This window comes from Chitinivibrionales bacterium, assembly GCA_014728215.1.
GTDB lineage: Bacteria > Fibrobacterota > Chitinivibrionia > Chitinivibrionales > WJKA01 > WJKA01.
This window is the reverse complement of the sequence record WJLZ01000141.1, coordinates 61,939-79,645: the sequence shown is the minus strand read 5'-3', so window position 1 is coordinate 79,645 and position 17,707 is coordinate 61,939. Positions and strand designations below refer to the sequence as shown.

The 17,707-nt window shown below is 47.4% G+C and carries 14 protein-coding genes; 7 read left to right on the top strand and 7 right to left on the bottom strand.

Annotated features, from left to right (window positions below; translation table 11 throughout):
* Positions 1 to 142 precede the first annotated feature (142 nt).
* The 3 genes from GF401_12100 to GF401_12090 are packed head-to-tail and all read left to right on the top strand — an operon-like array spanning position 143 to position 3,420.
* The gene (locus tag GF401_12100) at positions 143 to 2,071 is read left to right on the top strand and encodes a DUF1926 domain-containing protein (GenBank protein MBD3345795.1); all 1,929 of its coding nucleotides are present in this window, start codon (positions 143 to 145) and stop codon (positions 2,069 to 2,071) included.
* Positions 2,061 to 2,690 (top strand): hypothetical protein, encoded by a 630-nt coding sequence (locus GF401_12095; protein ID MBD3345794.1) that lies wholly within the window; start codon positions 2,061 to 2,063, stop codon positions 2,688 to 2,690. The genes GF401_12100 and GF401_12095 overlap by 11 nt, the downstream gene beginning before the upstream one ends.
* Positions 2,683 to 3,420, top strand: a complete 738-nt coding sequence (locus tag GF401_12090) for a transglycosylase SLT domain-containing protein (protein ID MBD3345793.1) — start codon at positions 2,683 to 2,685, stop codon at positions 3,418 to 3,420. Before GF401_12095 ends, GF401_12090 begins: the two co-directional genes overlap by 8 nt.
* Before the next feature lie 2 nt (positions 3,421 to 3,422).
* Here GF401_12090 and GF401_12085 read toward each other — a convergent pair whose 3' ends face one another.
* The 7 genes from GF401_12085 to GF401_12055 all read right to left on the bottom strand — a co-directional run bounded on the left by GF401_12085 (position 3,423) and on the right by GF401_12055 (position 12,923).
* Positions 3,423 to 4,325 (bottom strand): GTPase Era, encoded by a 903-nt coding sequence (locus GF401_12085; GenBank protein MBD3345792.1) that lies wholly within the window; start codon positions 4,323 to 4,325, stop codon positions 3,423 to 3,425.
* Positions 4,326 to 4,512: 187 nt separating this feature from the next.
* Positions 4,513 to 6,048, bottom strand: coding sequence for a hypothetical protein (locus GF401_12080; GenBank protein ID MBD3345791.1), 1,536 nt, complete (start codon positions 6,046 to 6,048; stop codon positions 4,513 to 4,515).
* Between the two features lie 22 nt (positions 6,049 to 6,070).
* Positions 6,071 to 8,503: a hypothetical protein gene (locus GF401_12075; protein ID MBD3345790.1), complete on the bottom strand. Its 2,433-nt coding sequence runs from the start codon at positions 8,501 to 8,503 to the stop codon at positions 6,071 to 6,073.
* Positions 8,504 to 8,619: 116 nt separating this feature from the next.
* On the bottom strand, positions 8,620 to 9,804 hold the full coding sequence (locus tag GF401_12070; GenBank protein MBD3345789.1) for a glycosyltransferase: 1,185 nt from the start codon (positions 9,802 to 9,804) through the stop codon (positions 8,620 to 8,622).
* Between the two features lie 118 nt (positions 9,805 to 9,922).
* Complete coding sequence (locus GF401_12065; protein MBD3345788.1) at positions 9,923 to 10,843, bottom strand: glycosyltransferase; 921 nt, start codon at positions 10,841 to 10,843, stop codon at positions 9,923 to 9,925.
* Complete coding sequence (locus GF401_12060; GenBank protein MBD3345787.1) at positions 10,809 to 11,810, bottom strand: hypothetical protein; 1,002 nt, start codon at positions 11,808 to 11,810, stop codon at positions 10,809 to 10,811. The genes GF401_12065 and GF401_12060 overlap by 35 nt, the downstream gene beginning before the upstream one ends.
* Positions 11,811 to 11,816: 6 nt before the next feature.
* The gene (locus GF401_12055) at positions 11,817 to 12,923 is read right to left on the bottom strand and encodes a glycosyltransferase (GenBank protein ID MBD3345786.1); all 1,107 of its coding nucleotides are present in this window, start codon (positions 12,921 to 12,923) and stop codon (positions 11,817 to 11,819) included.
* 254 nt (positions 12,924 to 13,177) lie between these two features.
* Here GF401_12055 and GF401_12050 point away from each other — a divergent pair, with 254 nt between their 5' ends.
* The 4 genes from GF401_12050 to GF401_12035 are packed head-to-tail and all read left to right on the top strand — an operon-like array spanning position 13,178 to position 17,677.
* Positions 13,178 to 14,692, top strand: a complete 1,515-nt coding sequence (locus GF401_12050) for a glycine hydroxymethyltransferase (GenBank protein ID MBD3345785.1) — start codon at positions 13,178 to 13,180, stop codon at positions 14,690 to 14,692.
* Between the two features lie 38 nt (positions 14,693 to 14,730).
* Positions 14,731 to 15,609 (top strand): decaprenyl-phosphate phosphoribosyltransferase, encoded by an 879-nt coding sequence (locus tag GF401_12045; protein ID MBD3345784.1) that lies wholly within the window; start codon positions 14,731 to 14,733, stop codon positions 15,607 to 15,609.
* Between the two features lie 32 nt (positions 15,610 to 15,641).
* Positions 15,642 to 16,646: an NAD-dependent epimerase/dehydratase family protein gene (locus GF401_12040; protein MBD3345783.1), complete on the top strand. Its 1,005-nt coding sequence runs from the start codon at positions 15,642 to 15,644 to the stop codon at positions 16,644 to 16,646.
* The gene (locus GF401_12035) at positions 16,616 to 17,677 is read left to right on the top strand and encodes an NAD-dependent epimerase/dehydratase family protein (GenBank protein MBD3345782.1); all 1,062 of its coding nucleotides are present in this window, start codon (positions 16,616 to 16,618) and stop codon (positions 17,675 to 17,677) included. Before GF401_12040 ends, GF401_12035 begins: the two co-directional genes overlap by 31 nt.
* Positions 17,678 to 17,707 lie beyond the last annotated feature (30 nt).

The following is a 17,707-nucleotide window of genomic DNA, read 5'->3' as shown; positions in this document are numbered from 1 at the left end:
ACTCAGTATTTTAAAGAAGACAGTGAAGAATAAGGCTTTGAAAATAAATGCCTTCTCCCGGTTCCATCAAGGGTAATGTGCATGGAAGAAGGTATATTATGCCATTGGACAGATTATTATTGCAATGATATAATTTTTTACTATGAAAAGAAATGCCGTAGCTTTCCTCCTTCGCCCCTTTAAAAATGCTCTTCTTCCCAAAGATGAGCTGAAACGAACGATAAACGATTTTATCAAGCGATTGATCAGACTGAGTACAGATCATCACAATCTCAGGTTTAATATCGCTGTTCCCGGGTATGTGCTCGAATTTATCGACCCTCTGTTTCTGGTTCAGCTCAGAGAGCTTAAGCGGGAGGGTAGAATCGAGTGGCTTACCTGCGGCTATACCGAGCCTTTTCTCAGCTTTTCTCCCCGAAAATTATCCCAGGAAAATATCCGGCACGGTCTGGATACCTGTCAGGAGCTTCTCGAAGAACGTCCGGCGGGCTTTATTCCCTCCTTTTCAAACTGGGAGCCTTCATTTATTGACATATTTAAAAATGTCGGGATTCAGTATATGGTGCTCTCAAAGGCAATATTTCCCGAAGAAGCACAGAATCGCCTGGGATACTGGATTACCGAACAGGCCGGCATCCCGATGCCCATGTTTCCGGTTACTATTTTCCGAAGCTCATCCGTGCCCCGGGATATCGCTTCGTGGATCCGGGAGGCCTTTGAGAATGATATATCAAACGAATTGTCGATTCCGCTTCTGTGTATCGATTATCTGATTCCGCTCCTGGCTGAAGAAGAAGGAAGTCTGGAATGGCTGATTTCGGTTTCAGATGCCCTCGAAAGTATTCTTGCCGAATATCAATTGACCCTTTTCAGCGAGTACCTTTCGGTCAACCCTCCACTGGGACTTCAATATATTCCCCCCAGTCTGGTTTTTAAACGCGACGATCCGGATTCTATCCGGTATTTTCTCAATTATCTCCACACCTTCGATCAGATAGGCATCATACAACGCAAAATGATGGAGGTTTGTGAAAATGTTTATTCCCGGCCTAACCCTCAGTGGATAAAACCTTTAAAAAAGAAACTCTTCTTTGCTCAGGATATAAACCGGTATGTTCCATCAGAAAACAACGGATTCATGTGTCCTTCCGACAGAATCTGGAGTTATGGCGCCATGATGGAAATCGAGAGTGAATTGCATAAAAAGGATAAAATACAGGGCGGACAGATTAAGATCAGCGATTTGCTCAAAGATGGCTCCAAGACTATTGTCATGTCCAACAGGCCTCTGAAAGCATACATCGATCACAAAAACGGCGGCCATGTATTTGAACTGGACTATCGTCACCGGAAACGGAATCTTTGCGCCGCTTTCAATCCCGAAAAGAATGTCATTCCCCGAATTATAACTTCTTCCCGTTCGAAAACATCATTTGTTGATCATATTTTCGATACGAATGTAGGGATGAATGATTTTATTGACGGGAGATACAAAGAGCAGGGAGATTTTTATAAAAGTCATTACGACTACAAAGTGAAAAAGAGTGCCACTGGAGTAAAGACTGTTCTTGTCAGGACTGGGTCGATCTCTCTGGAAAAGAAAAAGAATTTCCCTTTGAGTATCGAAAAAGTGTTTGGTTTTGAGAAGGATGTCGCTGCTCTTTCTTTTGTCTATCAGCTTTCCAGTCATTCACTTCTTTCTCATTCTTTTCGACTGGCTATCGAACTGAATCTCATGATTTCGGGCGTTCTAACCGATGAAGCCTATATGTGTAAAGATGGTGAAAAACCGATTAATATGAAAAGCTATCGCATCGCTTATTCTGATGTGTCAAAATGGAAAATCGAAGATGCCGAATCCGGCATACGGTTGGATTTTACAACACAGAAACCGGTTGATGTCTGGTGCTGTTCGTCTCCGGTTCCGGATACCATAAAACCCGGAGGGTGCGGAGTTTTAATGGTTATTTCATCACTTGTAAATCTTGAGGAAAACACGCTGTGGTCCCTTATCGGGAAGATGGAATGCACGAAGATACGTATGAAGCGAAAGGCTGTTGATGCGCTCTGAGGCTCTTGATATTATTATCGAAAGCAAGGGAAAAGCCGTCTGGCTTATTCTCTCGGGTCCATTCCATAATGAACAGGTGCCCAATATGCGGGAAAAAATCGGGGGCCTTGTTCAGGACGGCAATCGGGAAATTGTCGTTGATATGGAACAGGTAACCGATGTTGGGTCTCAGGTCGTCCCGGCCTTTTTAGATCTGCTCAACATGATCCAGGGTAAAAACGGCGCTTTACAGTTTATTTTTAAAAATGAGACCGTCACCAAAGCATTCGCTCCCTATAAAAATATTTTTTCAATTTATCCCGATGCTCATGCATTGGCCGCCGGTGGTTTTCTGGGATCGATGCGGCGGAGAAGCGAAATGCTGTTTAAAAAAACCGGCGTGCGTATATCCCTTCCTGTTGCACTCTTTCTCCTTATAATCATTGCAGGATGGTTTATTTCTCTGGGATTTATTATTCATCTTCAGAATGAAAGAATTCATCAGCAGGAAATCGAAATACGGGAATTGACCCATTGGAAAAAAAAGTCGGAAAAAGAGATAGAAACACTCCGCGAGAGAATCAAACCCATGGAACAACTCGGTCTTCTACCCGACACCTCAACAAAAAACCGTGAGTAAATCAGATTATCACCGAAATTTCAAACTGGGTATCGTGGCTCACGGCAATAAATTATGGATTGCCGAGCCCTTGAGCATGCTCTTTGTGTTTGTTTTTGTGATTATTCTTACCCTATTAACCGGCGTCATCATTCGAAACGGGAACAGAATACACCGTCATCAGCAACAGATTTCGCTGCTTAAGATCGAAAATCTCACTCTTGATTATCTTAAGGAAGAACTGGCCGAAAAAGAACGGATTTATACACCTCTCTATCGTTTTACTAAAGGACGGTTGTCTCCCCGTATTTATGCCCAGCTGGTCGACCTCGTGTATGTGAACAGTAAAAGCTTCGGCTACGATCCGTTGCTGGTATTGGCCGTTATCAATGTGGAAAGCGTATTCGATCCCCGGGCTCTAGGCCGTTATCGAAGCGGCAGACTCAGCGGAGCTTTCGGATTGATGCAGCTCAAGCTTGCAACTGCCCGGGAGGTTGCAGAGGATCTGGGAATGGGAGCACTGGAGAAAAAAGACCTTTTCAAACCCGAGATCAATATTGTGCTCGGGATCGCCTATCTCACCCGGGTCATCGCCCATTTTAAAAGTTTGAAACTGGGAATTCTGGCCTATAATCAGGGGCCGGGAACAATCGAAGAAACCCTTGCCGGAAAAAAACCGCTTTCAATCCGCTACTTCAACAAGGTGCTTAAAAGCTATTACAAGCTCCAAAATATGGCGCTCGATTCCTGAGTTCAGGAAACCGGATAGCCATGCTCGCGCAAAAAACGTTTGTCATTGCGCCAGTGCGGCGTTACTTTGATATGGCACTTTATATAGGCGGGAACCCCGGTAAGCTTGCTGAGGTCCGCTTCGGCATAGGAGCGGATTTTTGAGATCACGGCGCCGCCTTTACCAACAAGGATGCCGCGTTGCCCCTTGGTTTCCACATGAATGGTCGCTTCAATGAAATGCCCCTGCTCTTTTTCCTTGTACGATTCGATTTCCACAAAACAAGCATGGGGAATCTCCTGCCGTGTGTTTTGAATAATACAGCGCCTGATATATTCGGCCGCAAAGAACCGAAGGTTTTCATCGGTAATGTCTTCCTCCGGAAAATACTGCGGCCCTTCGGGGACGAGGGGTTTGATTGCTTCTAAGAACCGGTCTCCCGTCTCCGGAGCAGTGGCTGAAACAATGAGCGAGGGAAGCTCTTGCAAGGATGGGAATTTCTCCAGAAACTCCCTTGTTTTTGCTTCAGGGTCGGGAATCCGATCCTTTTTATTGAAAATTATAATTCGCTTGCTGGTAAAATTACTCACCAATCCGGCAATCTTCTCTTCCTCTTCACCAAACTCTCTCATGAGGTCCACAACATAGCAGACAATATCAACATCACCCTCCTTAAGCGCCCGTTCAGCTTCATCGATCATGGCAGTGTTAAGTTTGTATTTTCCTCCATGAATACCCGGTGTATCAATAAATACAAGCTGCATCTCGCTGTCGGTATAGATCCCCTTGAGGTTCTTCCGGGTGGTCTGGGGCAATGAGGTCACAATCGACACCTGTTCACCGAGAATAGTGTTCAACAGGGTCGATTTCCCGCTGTTTGGCCGCCCGATCAAGGCGATGAATGCAGAATGGTAAGTGTTTGTCATGATATTTCCGTTAATTGCATTAATTCAGGGTGGATGGTTTCTCTCTCAAATCGTTGTCGCACTCGTTGTCTCAGATCTAAGGGTTCAGGGTGCGGTAAGAGAGGATACAGTGTTATCGGGTATGGTTTTTCTTTCATTTGTCGTAATCGCTTTCGTTAGCTTTTGTCTCTTTTTTTACGTTCAACGTTTAACCTTCAACCTCATCCTGCTCTTTTAATTTCGCAAGCTTTTCCCGCCGTTCATCGGCAAGCTGAATATTTCGGATATACCGTCGCATCAATTCCGCTCCGAGATAGCTTGAGTGAACTGTCCAGTTTGCATGGTGAACCGTGACAACTCCCACGGCGACCCGTTGCCGCGGATCATCGTTATGGCTGGCAAAACCGATAAACCAGTCGGCTTTACCGAGGCCATCTTTATCAACCGAGCCGGTTTTACCACCGTAAACAACGTTTTTAAAACGATATGAATTCCGCATATACCGAAAAGATCTTCTCGCGGTCCCATTGCGCGTAACCTTTGACATCATGGTACGAATCGTTTGTGCTGTTGACGGTTTTACCGGTTCTCGCCAGGTCGAGTTTGCAGGTTTGTATCTGATTTCCCCGGTACTGCAATCGGAAATGCTGTCGACCAGACGTGGAAAGGGCATCCTTCCGTCGTTGGTAATGGCCGATGCAATGAGTGCTCCCAAAAGTGGGCTTAACGTAGTTTTCTGATTGAATCCCGATGCCAGTTCGGCGATACAGAATGTTGAGTCACAATGGAGGACTTTCGATTTCTCGACCGGGAGTTCGAAGGGGACCGAGGATCCGAAACCGAACCGGTGTGCATACTCCTGAAGTTCCTGAAAGCCGGTAATATAAATACCGATCCGTCCAAACACCGGATTGATCGAATAGGCGTAGGCCTTAGTCAGGGAAATATTTTTGTAGTTACTCAACTCTTCTTCCAGTTGAAAATTATACAGTGTATACCGCCGGCCGGTGAGTTTGATGCAGCTCGATGGTGTCAGGAGATTGTTTTCCAGTGCTGCGGCTACAGTAATTGTTTTAAAAATGGATGCTGCCGGGTAAATGCTTTTGCAATACAGATCGGTTCCGATAGAGGATGCACTGTCGTGGGTATAGGAGAGAAGCGCTTTTATTCTTCCTGTTGAAGGCTCCATGAGTACGGCAGCACCGTATTGAGGATGGTATCGTTTAAACAGCTTCTTTCCATATTCCTGAATAAGTGTGTCGAGTGAATAATGGACTATCCACGATTCTTTTTTGAAATGAAGGGTGTCGTTGATGGAAAATCGGGTGGGCGGATATTTTTTCAGCACTGCCTTGACATCGTCAAATTCGACCATGCCTCGTCGCTTTTTGACCGGGAGTGATGGTTTCCCCTTTTTTTTATCTGTCTGTGTATGGACCGATGCCTGCTTTATTTCGGTAGTTTTTTTTCCATGCGTGGTTTCGGATTTTCCGGACTTTGCGCCGAGGAAAACACGGAGGAGGACGGCTGCCGCGATAATGCCGAGAATAAGCCGTATTCTTCCTTTGCGTGGAAATTTTGATCTGTTCGGTGATTTTCCACTGCGGATACGCCGCGTCATGAGTGAGGTTTTATTCATGCAATTGTATGGTGAGATATGGGTGATAGTGCATACGTGTCGAATAAAAAGATCTGATAATAAAAATAAAAAAAAAGCCGGATGATACAAAAGGTCATCCGGCATAAATTGTATAATTCCGCAGACCTTAAAAGACCATGCTCGCCTGAATGCTCACATTGCTGGGCTTCTGAACTATGTCGCCGTTGCTGCCGTATTCAAACCCGTACCGGGCATCCCAGATGATACCGGCGCCGGGCATGATCTCAAAACCCATCCTGTAGCCGTAGTACATCGATGGTGTGGGAGCTAAGAAACCGTCGGTTTCTCCGGTTACCGGATTGACATTTCGTCCGATATTTGTCTTGTAAAGGTATGCCTCGGCCTTGTAGAGCTTCGGTATTTTACTGATTACAAGGTCGCCGATTCCGCCGTTGAGTTCGAAGCGGTGATCCAGCGGATCTTCGGCCCCCTCGGTTTCAGCTTCACCGATAAGATACTGGTAGGTGCCGGTAATGGTGAATGCATTGGCGATATTGAATCCCAGCGATCCGTATATACCATTGAGGTTCTGCTCGATAACATCGTCTTCCCTCACCGTGATCCGCCTGATCGAATCGTTGATGATTTCCCGCTCGATCCGCTCATCAAAATAATAGGGACCAAAATAGCCGGGAGTAAAATCTCCTGCGGTATGACGGTACTCTAGGCGGGCCGACAGAGGGCCGACATTCAGCGCCGCACCTGGTGCGCCGATACCCCATCCCTCAGTTGCGGTGTTGTCGACATTGCTCTCTTCGTGATCGTCGATACTCATGCCGTACTGACCATACACGGCAAAATTGACCAGCTTAGTGGAGATAATCGGCATGGTGGCATCAAAACCGAACATGGAGTAGGCATCTTCGGCTCTGCTGGCCCATTTATCTTTATGCTCGATAATTGTGTCATAATTATTATCTTCCATCTTATCAGCACGAAGGCTGTCGTAAATGACATAACTTTTATTCCCAAATTCATTACGCCAGAATGTGCTGTCAAAAATATTATCCTGATCTCTGTCCCATGTGGGGCCACTCAGGCTATAATCCCATTCTCTCGCAGGCGCATACTGGTTCCGGTCGGTCATAAACAACACGCCGATATCGATGCCCTTGAGCAGGGGAATCTCGGTAGGCTTCAGCGGTTTGACCGCAAACCGTCCGCCCACGATACCACCGTCGTTTTTAAAATCATAGAAATCCGCAACCACGGTCTGGAGACTGATCCCGATCGGGCTGAGATCGTTGAGATAGAACTGGAGGCCGATCCGGCGGTCGTCGGGGTAATGGAGTGTATTGTTGAACCGGTCCACGATAAAGCCATAGGCCAGCGTGACATTATCAAGCCCGCCGAATTTAGCAAAGACCGGGTCGTTTTCGTGGTTGAACCGGATATATCTGATTTTACGCAACAGCGATTTTGCCCAGGTGTCTTCATCGAACTCCCATCCCTTGGGATCGAATTTACCTTCCGAGTTGATAAAGAGTTCGACATCCAGGCCGATGCCGAATTTCCAGATCGGAATATCTGCCAGGAAGGCGATCCGGGTCCACATTTCATCTCCCACGGATACGGGGCCTGCCGAAAAACCGAAGGAGGTTTTGTCGGCGCCCTTTCCTTCTTCACTCTCTTTTTTTTCTTCGCCGGCGGGCTCTTCCTTTTTCTCAGCCTGCGCGTTTGCCGCTGCATTGCCGGGAGGCGGGGCTGATCCGCTGGCCGGTGCAGCGGATGCTTCTTTTTGCGCCGGTTTTTCCTCACTTGCCGCATCGTCGGAACCGGTTTCTTCGAGTGCGTCTTCAGGTTCCTCTGCGCCTGTTTCTGAGGGCTCTTCTTTTTCAGGCTCCTGTGCCATCTGAGCGGTTTGCATTGTTTCGGATTCCAGGGTTTCTTCCTGTTCGTTCGCATCACTCGCTGATGGTTCATCCTGCTGCATGGGGGCCGATTCGGCGGTGACACCCGACCAGCTTTCCAGGGATGCGACCGCATTATCGGAGAGATCGCCCTGTTTGAATGAACCATCGTTGGGGGCAAAAGTCCCGTATTTTCGCGGTTCGACCAGAATCGCTTCGCCGGAAGGGGCTTCCATGCGCATTCTCCCCTTGATACAGGCCACGGTCGGTTCGCCGGAAGGAGTATACTTGACAGCAGCAGCTGTACCGATAGGCTGGATTGTACATCCCCGGGCATTCACAACAACCGAATTAAGTTCATAGGGCTGCTCCCGGGAAAGAAAAACCTGCCCCTGAACAAGGCCGATAATGGGAGTAAGATCGGCGCCTTCAATGGATATTCTGGTGGTGCCCTTTAAAAGCAGTGTCGCCGATTTGCTCAGCACAAGCTTCGCTTCGCCTGCACTGTCAATAAATATCGAATCACCGTAGGAAAATTCATTTGAATCTTCTGCAGCAACCCAGTCACTGGCCCCCTTCGCGAAATGGAGTACCTGTCCGGATTGCTTGATAAGGGTAAAACCCTGCGATGATACCGCCAGTAGTAATAGCATGAAAATGAACGAGTAAAACCGGTGATTCTTACCCATGCAAACCTCCCCGTGCTTGGTTGTAAATAATGGTGCCAAGATACTGATATTTCAATAGATTATACACTACTGCATTATAATATACCAGAATTAACAGGCATAAGTCTACAAATATTCTATTCTTTTGATGCTGCGGCACGGCAGTAGATATCCGAAAGCTGATCGATTATTCCGGTCCAGGAGAACTTTCGATTAATAGAGTCGAACCCGGCATCGGCCATGAATGCGGCTTTTACCGGATCGGCGAAAATCGATGAAATCGCCTGCGCCAGGGTTGAAGGAGCCTTTTGGGGCACTAAAAGCCCGGTAACACCGTTATTCACAATATCAGGGATTCCGCCCACATTGGTGGCAACGATCGGTTTGCGATAGGTGAGCGCTTCAATCAGTACGACCCCAAGGCCTTCAGTATCTCCCCGGCTGTCCACAATTGAGGGGAGAACAAAAACACCGCACCGGGCAAAAAGCGACTCAAGCTCTTCCTGCGATACTTTCCCCGGCACGTTCACCGCAGAGGAGACCTTTTCGGTTTCGGCGAGTGAAATAAGTTCCTGCTGCAGAGGGCCGCCGCCGGCAATAGTACACCGGGCATCGGGCCACTTCGCAACGATTTCAGGCATGGCCCGGATCAGGTAAGGAAGGCCCTTGCGTTCGATAAGACGGCCTACCGAGAGAATGTGATGGGGCTCGACTGCCGACCGGTCGGTTGCATGGGGTGTTATAGTCGTTCCGTAAGGAACAACATGCACCTGCCGTTCCACCAGTGAGGTAACTCTTCCCTTGGTAAAAGATGAATTGACAATTACCGCATCGGCTTTTTTAATGAACCAGGAAAGGAAGAATTTCACAAACCCGTATTTCTGCATCAGAAGAAGGCTTGCTCCGTGAAAATTAAGGATGACTTTCGACCGGCGGAAAAAGAGTGCGCCCACACCGAAAAATCCATGGGGAAAGGGCCAGTGAATGTGGAGAATGTCGAAACGCTCTTTCAGGTGAAGCCTGATCAGGCCGAGGGTTCCAAAAAGAATATAAAAAATCGTGATAATTTTATAATGGAATTTATGAATCTTATTCGGCGCACCTTCATCATGAGTCAAGGTCTCCCAGGGAGCAAAAAAATACCGGAACCGTTTCACCGGAATACCGTCGATGGTATGGGAGCGCAACCCGCGGAAGGAAGGCACATAGGCCGTAATGTCATACCCCCGTTCCCGAAGCAACCTGAGCGTTGTCCGAAGCCAGGGAACTTCAGAATCCTTGTGGTGACGGGGAAATACCGATCCGATATAGCAGATTTTCATAATTCATGGTCCAGGATTCGAGGCTCAGGGTTCAGCAAAATACTGGTTGTAGACTTTTAATCATATGTCGTAATCCTTCTCGTTAGCTTTTATCTTCTTCTTTTCCCCCGGGCCTTCTTCACTCAATCGTCTCCCTGATCGAATACCGGTGTTTGGGTACCGAATGGGTGATCATTTCTCCAATCAGGCCTATGGAAACGAACTGTATGCCCATGATTATTGCGCCTAGTGAAAGAATTACCAACGGTCTGACCCGCATTGCTCCGGTGATTATCCACTGGACACCGAAATAGCTCAGGACCGCGGCGCCGGCGAGGCCGAAAAGAACGCCCAGAAGGCCGAAAAAATGGAGCGGCTTGCGCATATATTTCCGGAGGAAAAGAAGCGTGAGCAGATCGAACATCCCGGTTGCCCGCCCAAGCCCGAATTTGGATTTTCCATATTTCCGCCGGTGATGAGTCACGACCATCTCGGTCACCCGGAAACCGTCCCAGTGTGCCAGTACCGGCAGGTAGCGGTGACGGTCGCCATAGATTTCCAGACTCTTGGCCGCAGGAGCACGGTAAGCTTTGAATCCGCAATTGAAATCGTGGATTTTGACGCCGGAGAAAAGTGCGGTCAGGGAGTTGTAAAATTTCGACGGCAATGTCTTTGACAGAGGATCATGGCGTTTCTTTTTCCATCCCGAAACAACATCATACCCTTCATCGAGTTTATTAAGCATTTCCGGAATCGCCGAGGGATCATCCTGCAAGTCGGCATCCATGGTAACGATAACATCACCCTCGGCCTTATCGATACCGACACTGAGTGCCGCCGACTTTCCGTAGTTTCTGTTGAAACTGAGAACCTTTAGAGTACCCGGGTATTTATCGTGAAGCTCTTTACATATTTCGAGCGAACGGTCGGTGCTGCCGTCATCAACAAAAATAACTTCGTACTCATAGCCGAGCGGATTGATTGCCTGCTCGATAGCCTGAGTCAAGTGAACAAGACTGTCTTCTTCATTGTAGAGCGGAACGACTATTGATAATTTCATCGCTTTGAAGTTTCCTTTTTGGTACAATGCTATGGGTAAGAAAAAGCACGCCGCCCACCGAGCTGACGAGAATGCCGACCAGTGACGCCAGGAATTCCATCACTACGGCAGCCTCGCTTTTGAATCCGGCAAAGGCAAAAAGTGCACCGCCGACACTTTCTTTAATACCGAAGGGCAGGGGTAGTATCATTAAAATTGCGAGTATGGGAACAAAAATGAAAAAATAATGAAAGTTGGTGGCAGTCACGAGTCCCAGTGATATGCCGCACAGCACATGAACGCCGATACGCATGAACTGGATGAACAGTGAGAGTCCTGCAACAGGAAGTATCGATTTTCTGTCTTTGAATTCGATAATCGTTTGCGAAACAAGATTCCGGATAATCTCTTTTTTGGGAACCGGAAATTTGTCGATAAAAATAAAAAGCAGTTTTTGTAATCGACGGGATATCAGAAACCCCAGGATTCCACAGAAGACGGCAAAGGTCGCAAAAAGTGCCAGAAAAGCGGTGGTCAGCACTTTGCCTTCAATAAGTCCGCGATTAAGAAGAAAAAGGCTTCCGCCAAAGGCAAATCCCATCATGGCCAAAAGTCCGGCAAAGCGGTCTAAAAAGGTTGCGGCGACGCCCGCTTTACCGCTCTGATTGCTCATCTTTACATAAGCTATTCGTACTGCATCACCTGCGGCAAAACCGAAAATGAAATTGTTAAAAAACATGCCCATAAAATAGAGTTTGCATGCCTGCCAATAGCTAAGGAGAATGCCCTTGGTTGAAAGCAGCATTTTCCACTGTAATACGCCAAGTAAACCGCTGAGACCGAAAATACCCAGAGCAGCAAGCAGCCACCGAACTTTGGCCATTGTCATGGTTTCTACAATGTTTTCGAAACCAAGTCTGGAGATGACAAAGGCGATAATGCCGGTAGTAACGGTGAGTTTGAAAAGTATGACAAGTGTTCTTCGCATTTGAACCTAGATGACCTTTTCTATGGCCCTGTTCATTCGTTGTGTAATAGTATCCCAGTTGAATTCTTTTGCATAGGATACCGCTGTTTTTTCCATTTGTGTGCGACGATCCGAATCTTCGAGCATCTCTTTGACCTTGCCGACAAAATCCCTGCGGTCATTATACCGGAATAAAATCCCGGTAGTTCCGTCTTTAACCGAATCGCATAATCCCGGTACATTACTCGATATCGAAATCGTGCCGCAGAGGTTTGCTTCAATATTGGTAATACCCCATCCCTCCTTGACCGAGGGGTTGATTTTCAGGGTGGCCCTGCTCAGGAGATCCCGTTTTTCGGTTTCCGAGATAAAACCGGCAAACTCAACAGCATCATCGAGTCCCGATTCATGAGTCAGCTTTTTTAATTCATCCTGATAATCACCACTACCCGCAACGATAAGGTGGGTTGATGGAAAGTCTTTGCGGATTTCAGGAAGGCAATTAATGATAAACTGTATGTTTTTGTATTTTTTAATCCGTCCCACATAAACTAAAAGGGGAGTAGATGCCTTTTCTTGCGACGGATAGAATGCTTCGCAGTCGATTCCGGGCTCAACAATATCGACAGCGTCCTGATTTCCGGTAAACTGCGTAACTTCCCGGCCCGTGCTGTTGGAGATCGCAACAAATCGCTCTCTTTTATAGAATACCGGTACCATCTTTTCCATGAGATAGATATAGGATGCCATCGGGAAATTGATCTCTTTAAAAATTGCTGTGCCGAAAAAATGCATTACCAGGTGAAGGCGCGGTTTTTTAGTATAAAGAGGGGTGAAAAAGGGTGCCTTATTTAAATCTTCAATTATCAGATCGAATTCCTGCTGATGCTTTTGTACCCATGGAATTACCGAAAAATTGAAAAGGAGTCTTGATCCGATACGGATAACACGGGTCCCATCGATTTTTTCGGTAGCCGATGCATCCAGCCAGAGATGGCTGAGGACAGTCACCGAATAGTCGTGTTCTGTTGCCAGGCGCTTGAATATCTCGTGATAATATATTTCGGCGCCGCCGGCTTCGGGATTATTGATATCCCGCCAGTTTATCAGTAAAATTCTCTTTTTCGGCTTCATTGCTCCTGCCGTGGTTCCTAATTTCAAAAAATATCAGGCATGAAAAATAATAGATCACCAGAAGGTAAATACGGTCGTTCGGTAAAAAATATTGAAATGATTATAGTATAGTAAGGTAAAAGTGGACATGAAAATGAATGGTTGATTCACCCTCTTTATACGCGCCCCGGACATGGGATAATTTATATTACCCAGTCGACTTTGCCCGATTTCGGGCTAGTTTCCCTAGTACCAGAAAAGATGGAGTTGTGTTCATGTCTAATGAAGCTATTCAGGAGTATTTGTCGTCGGTTCCCACAGAAAAGATTAACAGCGGCTTTCTGGCCTATCTTGCCAATCTTACCGAAGTCGCCAAAGTTGCCCCGCTGGTGGCTCAGTCGACGGTTCAGGAGCTAATCGATCAGCGAAATAACCTGAAATTGATCGCCAGTGAAAATTACTGTTCCCTTTCGACCCAGCTCGCTATGGGAAACCTTCTGACCGATAAATATGCTGAAGGCTTTCCTCTGCACCGGTTTTACTCAGGCTGCGGCAATGTAGATGATATCGAAGCCTTTGCCTGTGATCAGGCATGTAAACTTTTTGGATGCGACCATGCCTATATGCAGCCTCACAGCGGTGCGGATGCCAATCTTATCGCCTACTGGGCAATTCTGAGTGCCCGGGTGGAAACCCCTGCACTTGAGAAAATCGGTGAAAAAAATGTGGCCAAGCTTTCACAGGAAGACTGGACAAAGCTCCGGCATGAATTGGGAAATCAACGGCTTCTGGGTATGGATTACTATTCGGGTGGCCATCTCACCCATGGCTATCGCCACAATGTTTCTGCTCAGATGTTCGATGCCTATACTTATGGAGTAAATAAAGACACCGGCTTGATCGATTATGATGAAATTGCCCGAATGGCAAAAGAGATTAAGCCGCTGATTCTTCTTGCGGGATACAGTGCCTATCCCCGGAAGATCGATTTTGCCAAAATGCGTGAGATTGCCGATTCGGTGGGCGCGGTCTTTATGGTCGATATGGCCCATTTCGCCGGCCTGGTTGCGGGCGGCGTGTTTACCGGCAATTTCAGTCCGATCAATCATGCTCATATCGTAACTTCCACAACCCACAAAACTCTTCGTGGCCCCCGGGGCGGAATTATCCTCTCCACCGCAGAATTCGGCGAGTATGTCGATAAAGGATGTCCCATGGTGATCGGTGGCCCGCTTCCGCATATCATGGCATCGAAAGCAGTAGCGCTGGTTGAAGCCGCCGGACCTGAATTTAAAGATTATGCCCGCAAAATTGTGGAAAATGCATCAATTATGGCCGAGGCATGCCGGAGTGAAGGTATGAAAATCGCTACAGACGGTACCGATAACCATCTTTTCCTCGTTGATGTTACTACCTTTGATATTACCGGACGGCAGGCTGAAAGTGCAGTCAGAGATTGTCGGATGACACTCAACCGGAATTCACTGCCTAACGATCCAAACGGGCCCTGGTATACAAGCGGTCTTCGTATCGGAACCCCCGCAGTGACAACTCTCGGTATGGGTGAAGACCAGATGAAAGAAATCGCATCGATCCTCAAACTTGTCCTCTCTCATATAAAAGCCACCACGATTGACTCCGGACCAAATGCCGGAAAGTTGAGTAAGGCAAAGTATACTATCGAGGATTCAGCAAAAAAAGAAGCCCAATCCCGGGTCGAAACGCTTTTGAAATCCTATCCTGTGTATCCGGAACTTGACGGGGATCTTCTCCGAAAACATTTTAGCTGATTGTTGTGGGTTTCAACAAAAGTCATCGTCCAAAATAAATGACAATGTTCAAGCATCTGATTATAAGCCTTCGTCCCTGGCAATGGGTCAAAAATTCCTTTGTTCTGGCACCACTGATATTTACAAATCAGTTTATGAACATACGGCTGGGCCTGAAATTCCTGGCGGGCTTTGGTGTGTTCAGTATCTTTGCAAGCACGGTCTATTTGATCAACGATATCGCCGACAGGGAAAAAGACCGTGCCCATCCCCTGAAAAAGAACCGCCCCATTGCAGCGGGAAAGCTGAGTGTCTCCTTTGCCGTAGCTACCGCAGTGATCATGCTGGCGGTTGCGATACCCCTGGCGTATCTGGTTGATAAACAGTTCTTTGTTATAAGCCTGATATATCTCGGCCTTAATTTTGCGTACTCCTTCGGTTTCAAAAAACTTATTATTATCGACGCTCTCTGCGTGGCGCTGGGATTCGTTTTCAGGATCTGGGCCGGTACTGCTATTGCAAATGTTGACCCCACCGCCTGGATAACCTTGTCGACGTTCTTTCTGGCGCTTTTTCTGGTATTCGGTAAACGCCGGGGAGAAATGGTGCATATCGACAGAAAAACCTACAATCCCAAAACAGCGCTCATGAAATATCAGCCGCAGTTTCTTGACAGTGTTATTATTGTGGTATCGACCTGCGCGATCATGTGCTATTCGCTTTTTGCTCTTTCAGGCTATGCAAAGGAGAAATTCGGCACCGAATATCTGATCGCCGGAGTGCCCTTTGTGGTGTACGGTATATTCAGGTATTTTCATCTTATTTACAACGAAGAGAAAGGGGCCGATCCCACCGATGCGGTCCTGACCGATTTCCCGATTCAGATTGCGGTAGTCGGCTGGTTGGTTACGATGGTGGCTGTAATATATATTTTCTGAATTATACGACATTTAACAAGGAGAGATATATAATGAAAACACTTATAACTGGTGCCCCCGGATGGCTTGGAACGACCCTGGTTGAAACCTTAATTAAAGGCAGTGATGAGTTCGATGTCGAGACACGGGATGTCCGGTGTCTTGTGTTGAGAGGTACCGATACCTCGTATCTGAAAGAACTCGGTGCCGAGATTGTGGAAGGCGATCTTACCGATCCGACGACACTCATGAATGTGGCTAATGGAGTCGATACGGTTATCCATTGCGCCGGTTTGATTCATCCTAAGTTTGTCCGGGAACTCCACGAGATCAATACCCGTGGTACCGAAAACATGATCACCGCAGCATCCTATGCCGGAGTCAAACGGTTTGTTTTCATCAGCAGCAACTCTCCTGCGGGAACAACCCGGGGCAAGAAAATCCAGATGACCGAATCTACTTCCTATAATCCCTATATGGCCTATGGCCGAAGCAAAGCCGATGCCGAAAAAATCGTCACCCGCTTTCAGCAGCAGGGCAAAATCGAGACCGTCATTATCCGTCCATGCTGGTTTTATGGTCCCAATCAACCGGCCCGCCAAAGCAGATTTTTCAACATGATCAAGGCCGGCAATCCGTTGGTTTTCGGTGACGGCTCCAATCTTCGGAGCATGTCCTACGTCGATAATATCGTCCAGGGGATCGTTCTTGCTGAAAAGAACGAAAAAGCCAACGGCCAGATCTACTGGATCGCCGATGAGCGTCCATACCCGACAATCGAAATCTACCGCACCGTTGCCGACCTGCTGGGTGTCGATAATTTCCAGCCTCGCCATGTTCCCGGCATATCCTGCCTGATCGCCGAAATCTCCGATCTGGCTATCCAGGCCACCGGTCTCTACTGGACCGAGGTTCACGTGGTTGGCGAAATGAACAAGAATATCGCCTGCAGTATCGAAAAGGCCAAAAAGGAGCTGGGATATCAACCCAAAATCGATCTTCGTGAAGGCATGAAACGCTCGATTGAGTGGTGCCGGAAAAACGGGATGGATATTTGAAAAAAGTTTTAGTAACCGGCGGCGCAGGATTTTTCGGGGTTCACTTAACCCGTCATCTGCTTGATCGCGGGTATGATGTCCGGATTCTTGATGTTGCCGATCTTAACGATTCCGACCTGGAAAAAAAGGTCGAGTTCATTCAGGGTGATATACTCGATTCCGCTGTTGTTGCCCGGGCTGTCGAGGGTACCGATGCGGTGATTCATAATGCTGCGCTGGTGCCTGTTTCCCGGTCGGGAAAACGGTTCTGGTCCGTTAATGTCAACGGCACCAGAAACATGCTCGAGCATGCCGAAAAAGGGGGAACAAAAAAGTTTGTCTATATCTCATCGAGTTCGGCCTACGGCATTCCAACCAAAATCCCTATCGATGAGTCGGCGCCGCTCAATCCTTTCGGCAATTACGGCAAATCCAAGGCTGCCGGTGAAGGGATATGTCAGTCATTCAAAGACCGCATGGATATTTCCATTATCCGCCCCCGGACCATCCTCGATGAAGGCCGGCTCGGAATCCAGCAAATACTTTTCGACTGGGTGAAAAAAGGAAAGAATTTTTATATTTTCGGTAAAGGTGACAACCGGTTTCAACTGGTAAGCGCCTATGATTTGGCCGAAGCCTGTTGTTTGACGCTCGAAAAATCCTGCCGGGGTGAAGATTTCAATATTGGCGCCCAGGAATTCACTACCCTCCGGGGCGATCTTGAAGGCCTGGTGAAAAATGCCGGTACGAAAACAAAAATTGTTTCCGTGCCCACAAAACCCGCTCGCGCGGTCCTCCAGGTACTCGATTTCCTCCGGATTTCCCCCTTTGTCGATTACCACTACTATATCCTCAGCCACGATGTCTGGTTCGATACCGCAAAGGCACGGAATATGCTCGGATGGAAAGCCAAAGATTCCAATGTCGACATGCTGACCCGCGCCTACCACTGGTATCTCGAGCACGAAAAAGAACTTGAGACCGCTGTCGGTACCACCCACCGGAAAAAAGTAAAATTAGGGATCATCAAGCTGGTGAAATGGATTTCGTGAAAATGCACTTATGAAATCAGGAAGATACAT

What these genes read in the sequence shown, in the direction of transcription:
- GF401_12100 (MBD3345795.1), top strand. Translation starts at nt 143, where the DNA reads ATGAAAAGAAATGCCGTAGCTTTCCTCCTTCGCCCCTTTAAAAATGCT.
- GF401_12095 (MBD3345794.1), top strand. Translation starts at nt 2,061, where the DNA reads ATGCGCTCTGAGGCTCTTGATATTATTATCGAAAGCAAGGGAAAAGCC.
- GF401_12085 (MBD3345792.1), bottom strand. Translation starts at nt 4,325, where the DNA reads ATGACAAACACTTACCATTCTGCATTCATCGCCTTGATCGGGCGGCCA.
- GF401_12080 (MBD3345791.1), bottom strand. Translation starts at nt 6,048, where the DNA reads ATGCCGGATGACCTTTTGTATCATCCGGCTTTTTTTTTATTTTTATTA.
- GF401_12075 (MBD3345790.1), bottom strand. Translation starts at nt 8,503, where the DNA reads ATGGGTAAGAATCACCGGTTTTACTCGTTCATTTTCATGCTATTACTA.
- GF401_12070 (MBD3345789.1), bottom strand. Translation starts at nt 9,804, where the DNA reads ATGAAAATCTGCTATATCGGATCGGTATTTCCCCGTCACCACAAGGAT.
- GF401_12065 (MBD3345788.1), bottom strand. Translation starts at nt 10,843, where the DNA reads ATGAAATTATCAATAGTCGTTCCGCTCTACAATGAAGAAGACAGTCTT.
- GF401_12060 (MBD3345787.1), bottom strand. Translation starts at nt 11,810, where the DNA reads ATGCGAAGAACACTTGTCATACTTTTCAAACTCACCGTTACTACCGGC.
- GF401_12055 (MBD3345786.1), bottom strand. Translation starts at nt 12,923, where the DNA reads ATGAAGCCGAAAAAGAGAATTTTACTGATAAACTGGCGGGATATCAAT.
- GF401_12050 (MBD3345785.1), top strand. Translation starts at nt 13,178, where the DNA reads ATGTCTAATGAAGCTATTCAGGAGTATTTGTCGTCGGTTCCCACAGAA.
- GF401_12045 (MBD3345784.1), top strand. Translation starts at nt 14,731, where the DNA reads ATGACAATGTTCAAGCATCTGATTATAAGCCTTCGTCCCTGGCAATGG.
- GF401_12040 (MBD3345783.1), top strand. Translation starts at nt 15,642, where the DNA reads ATGAAAACACTTATAACTGGTGCCCCCGGATGGCTTGGAACGACCCTG.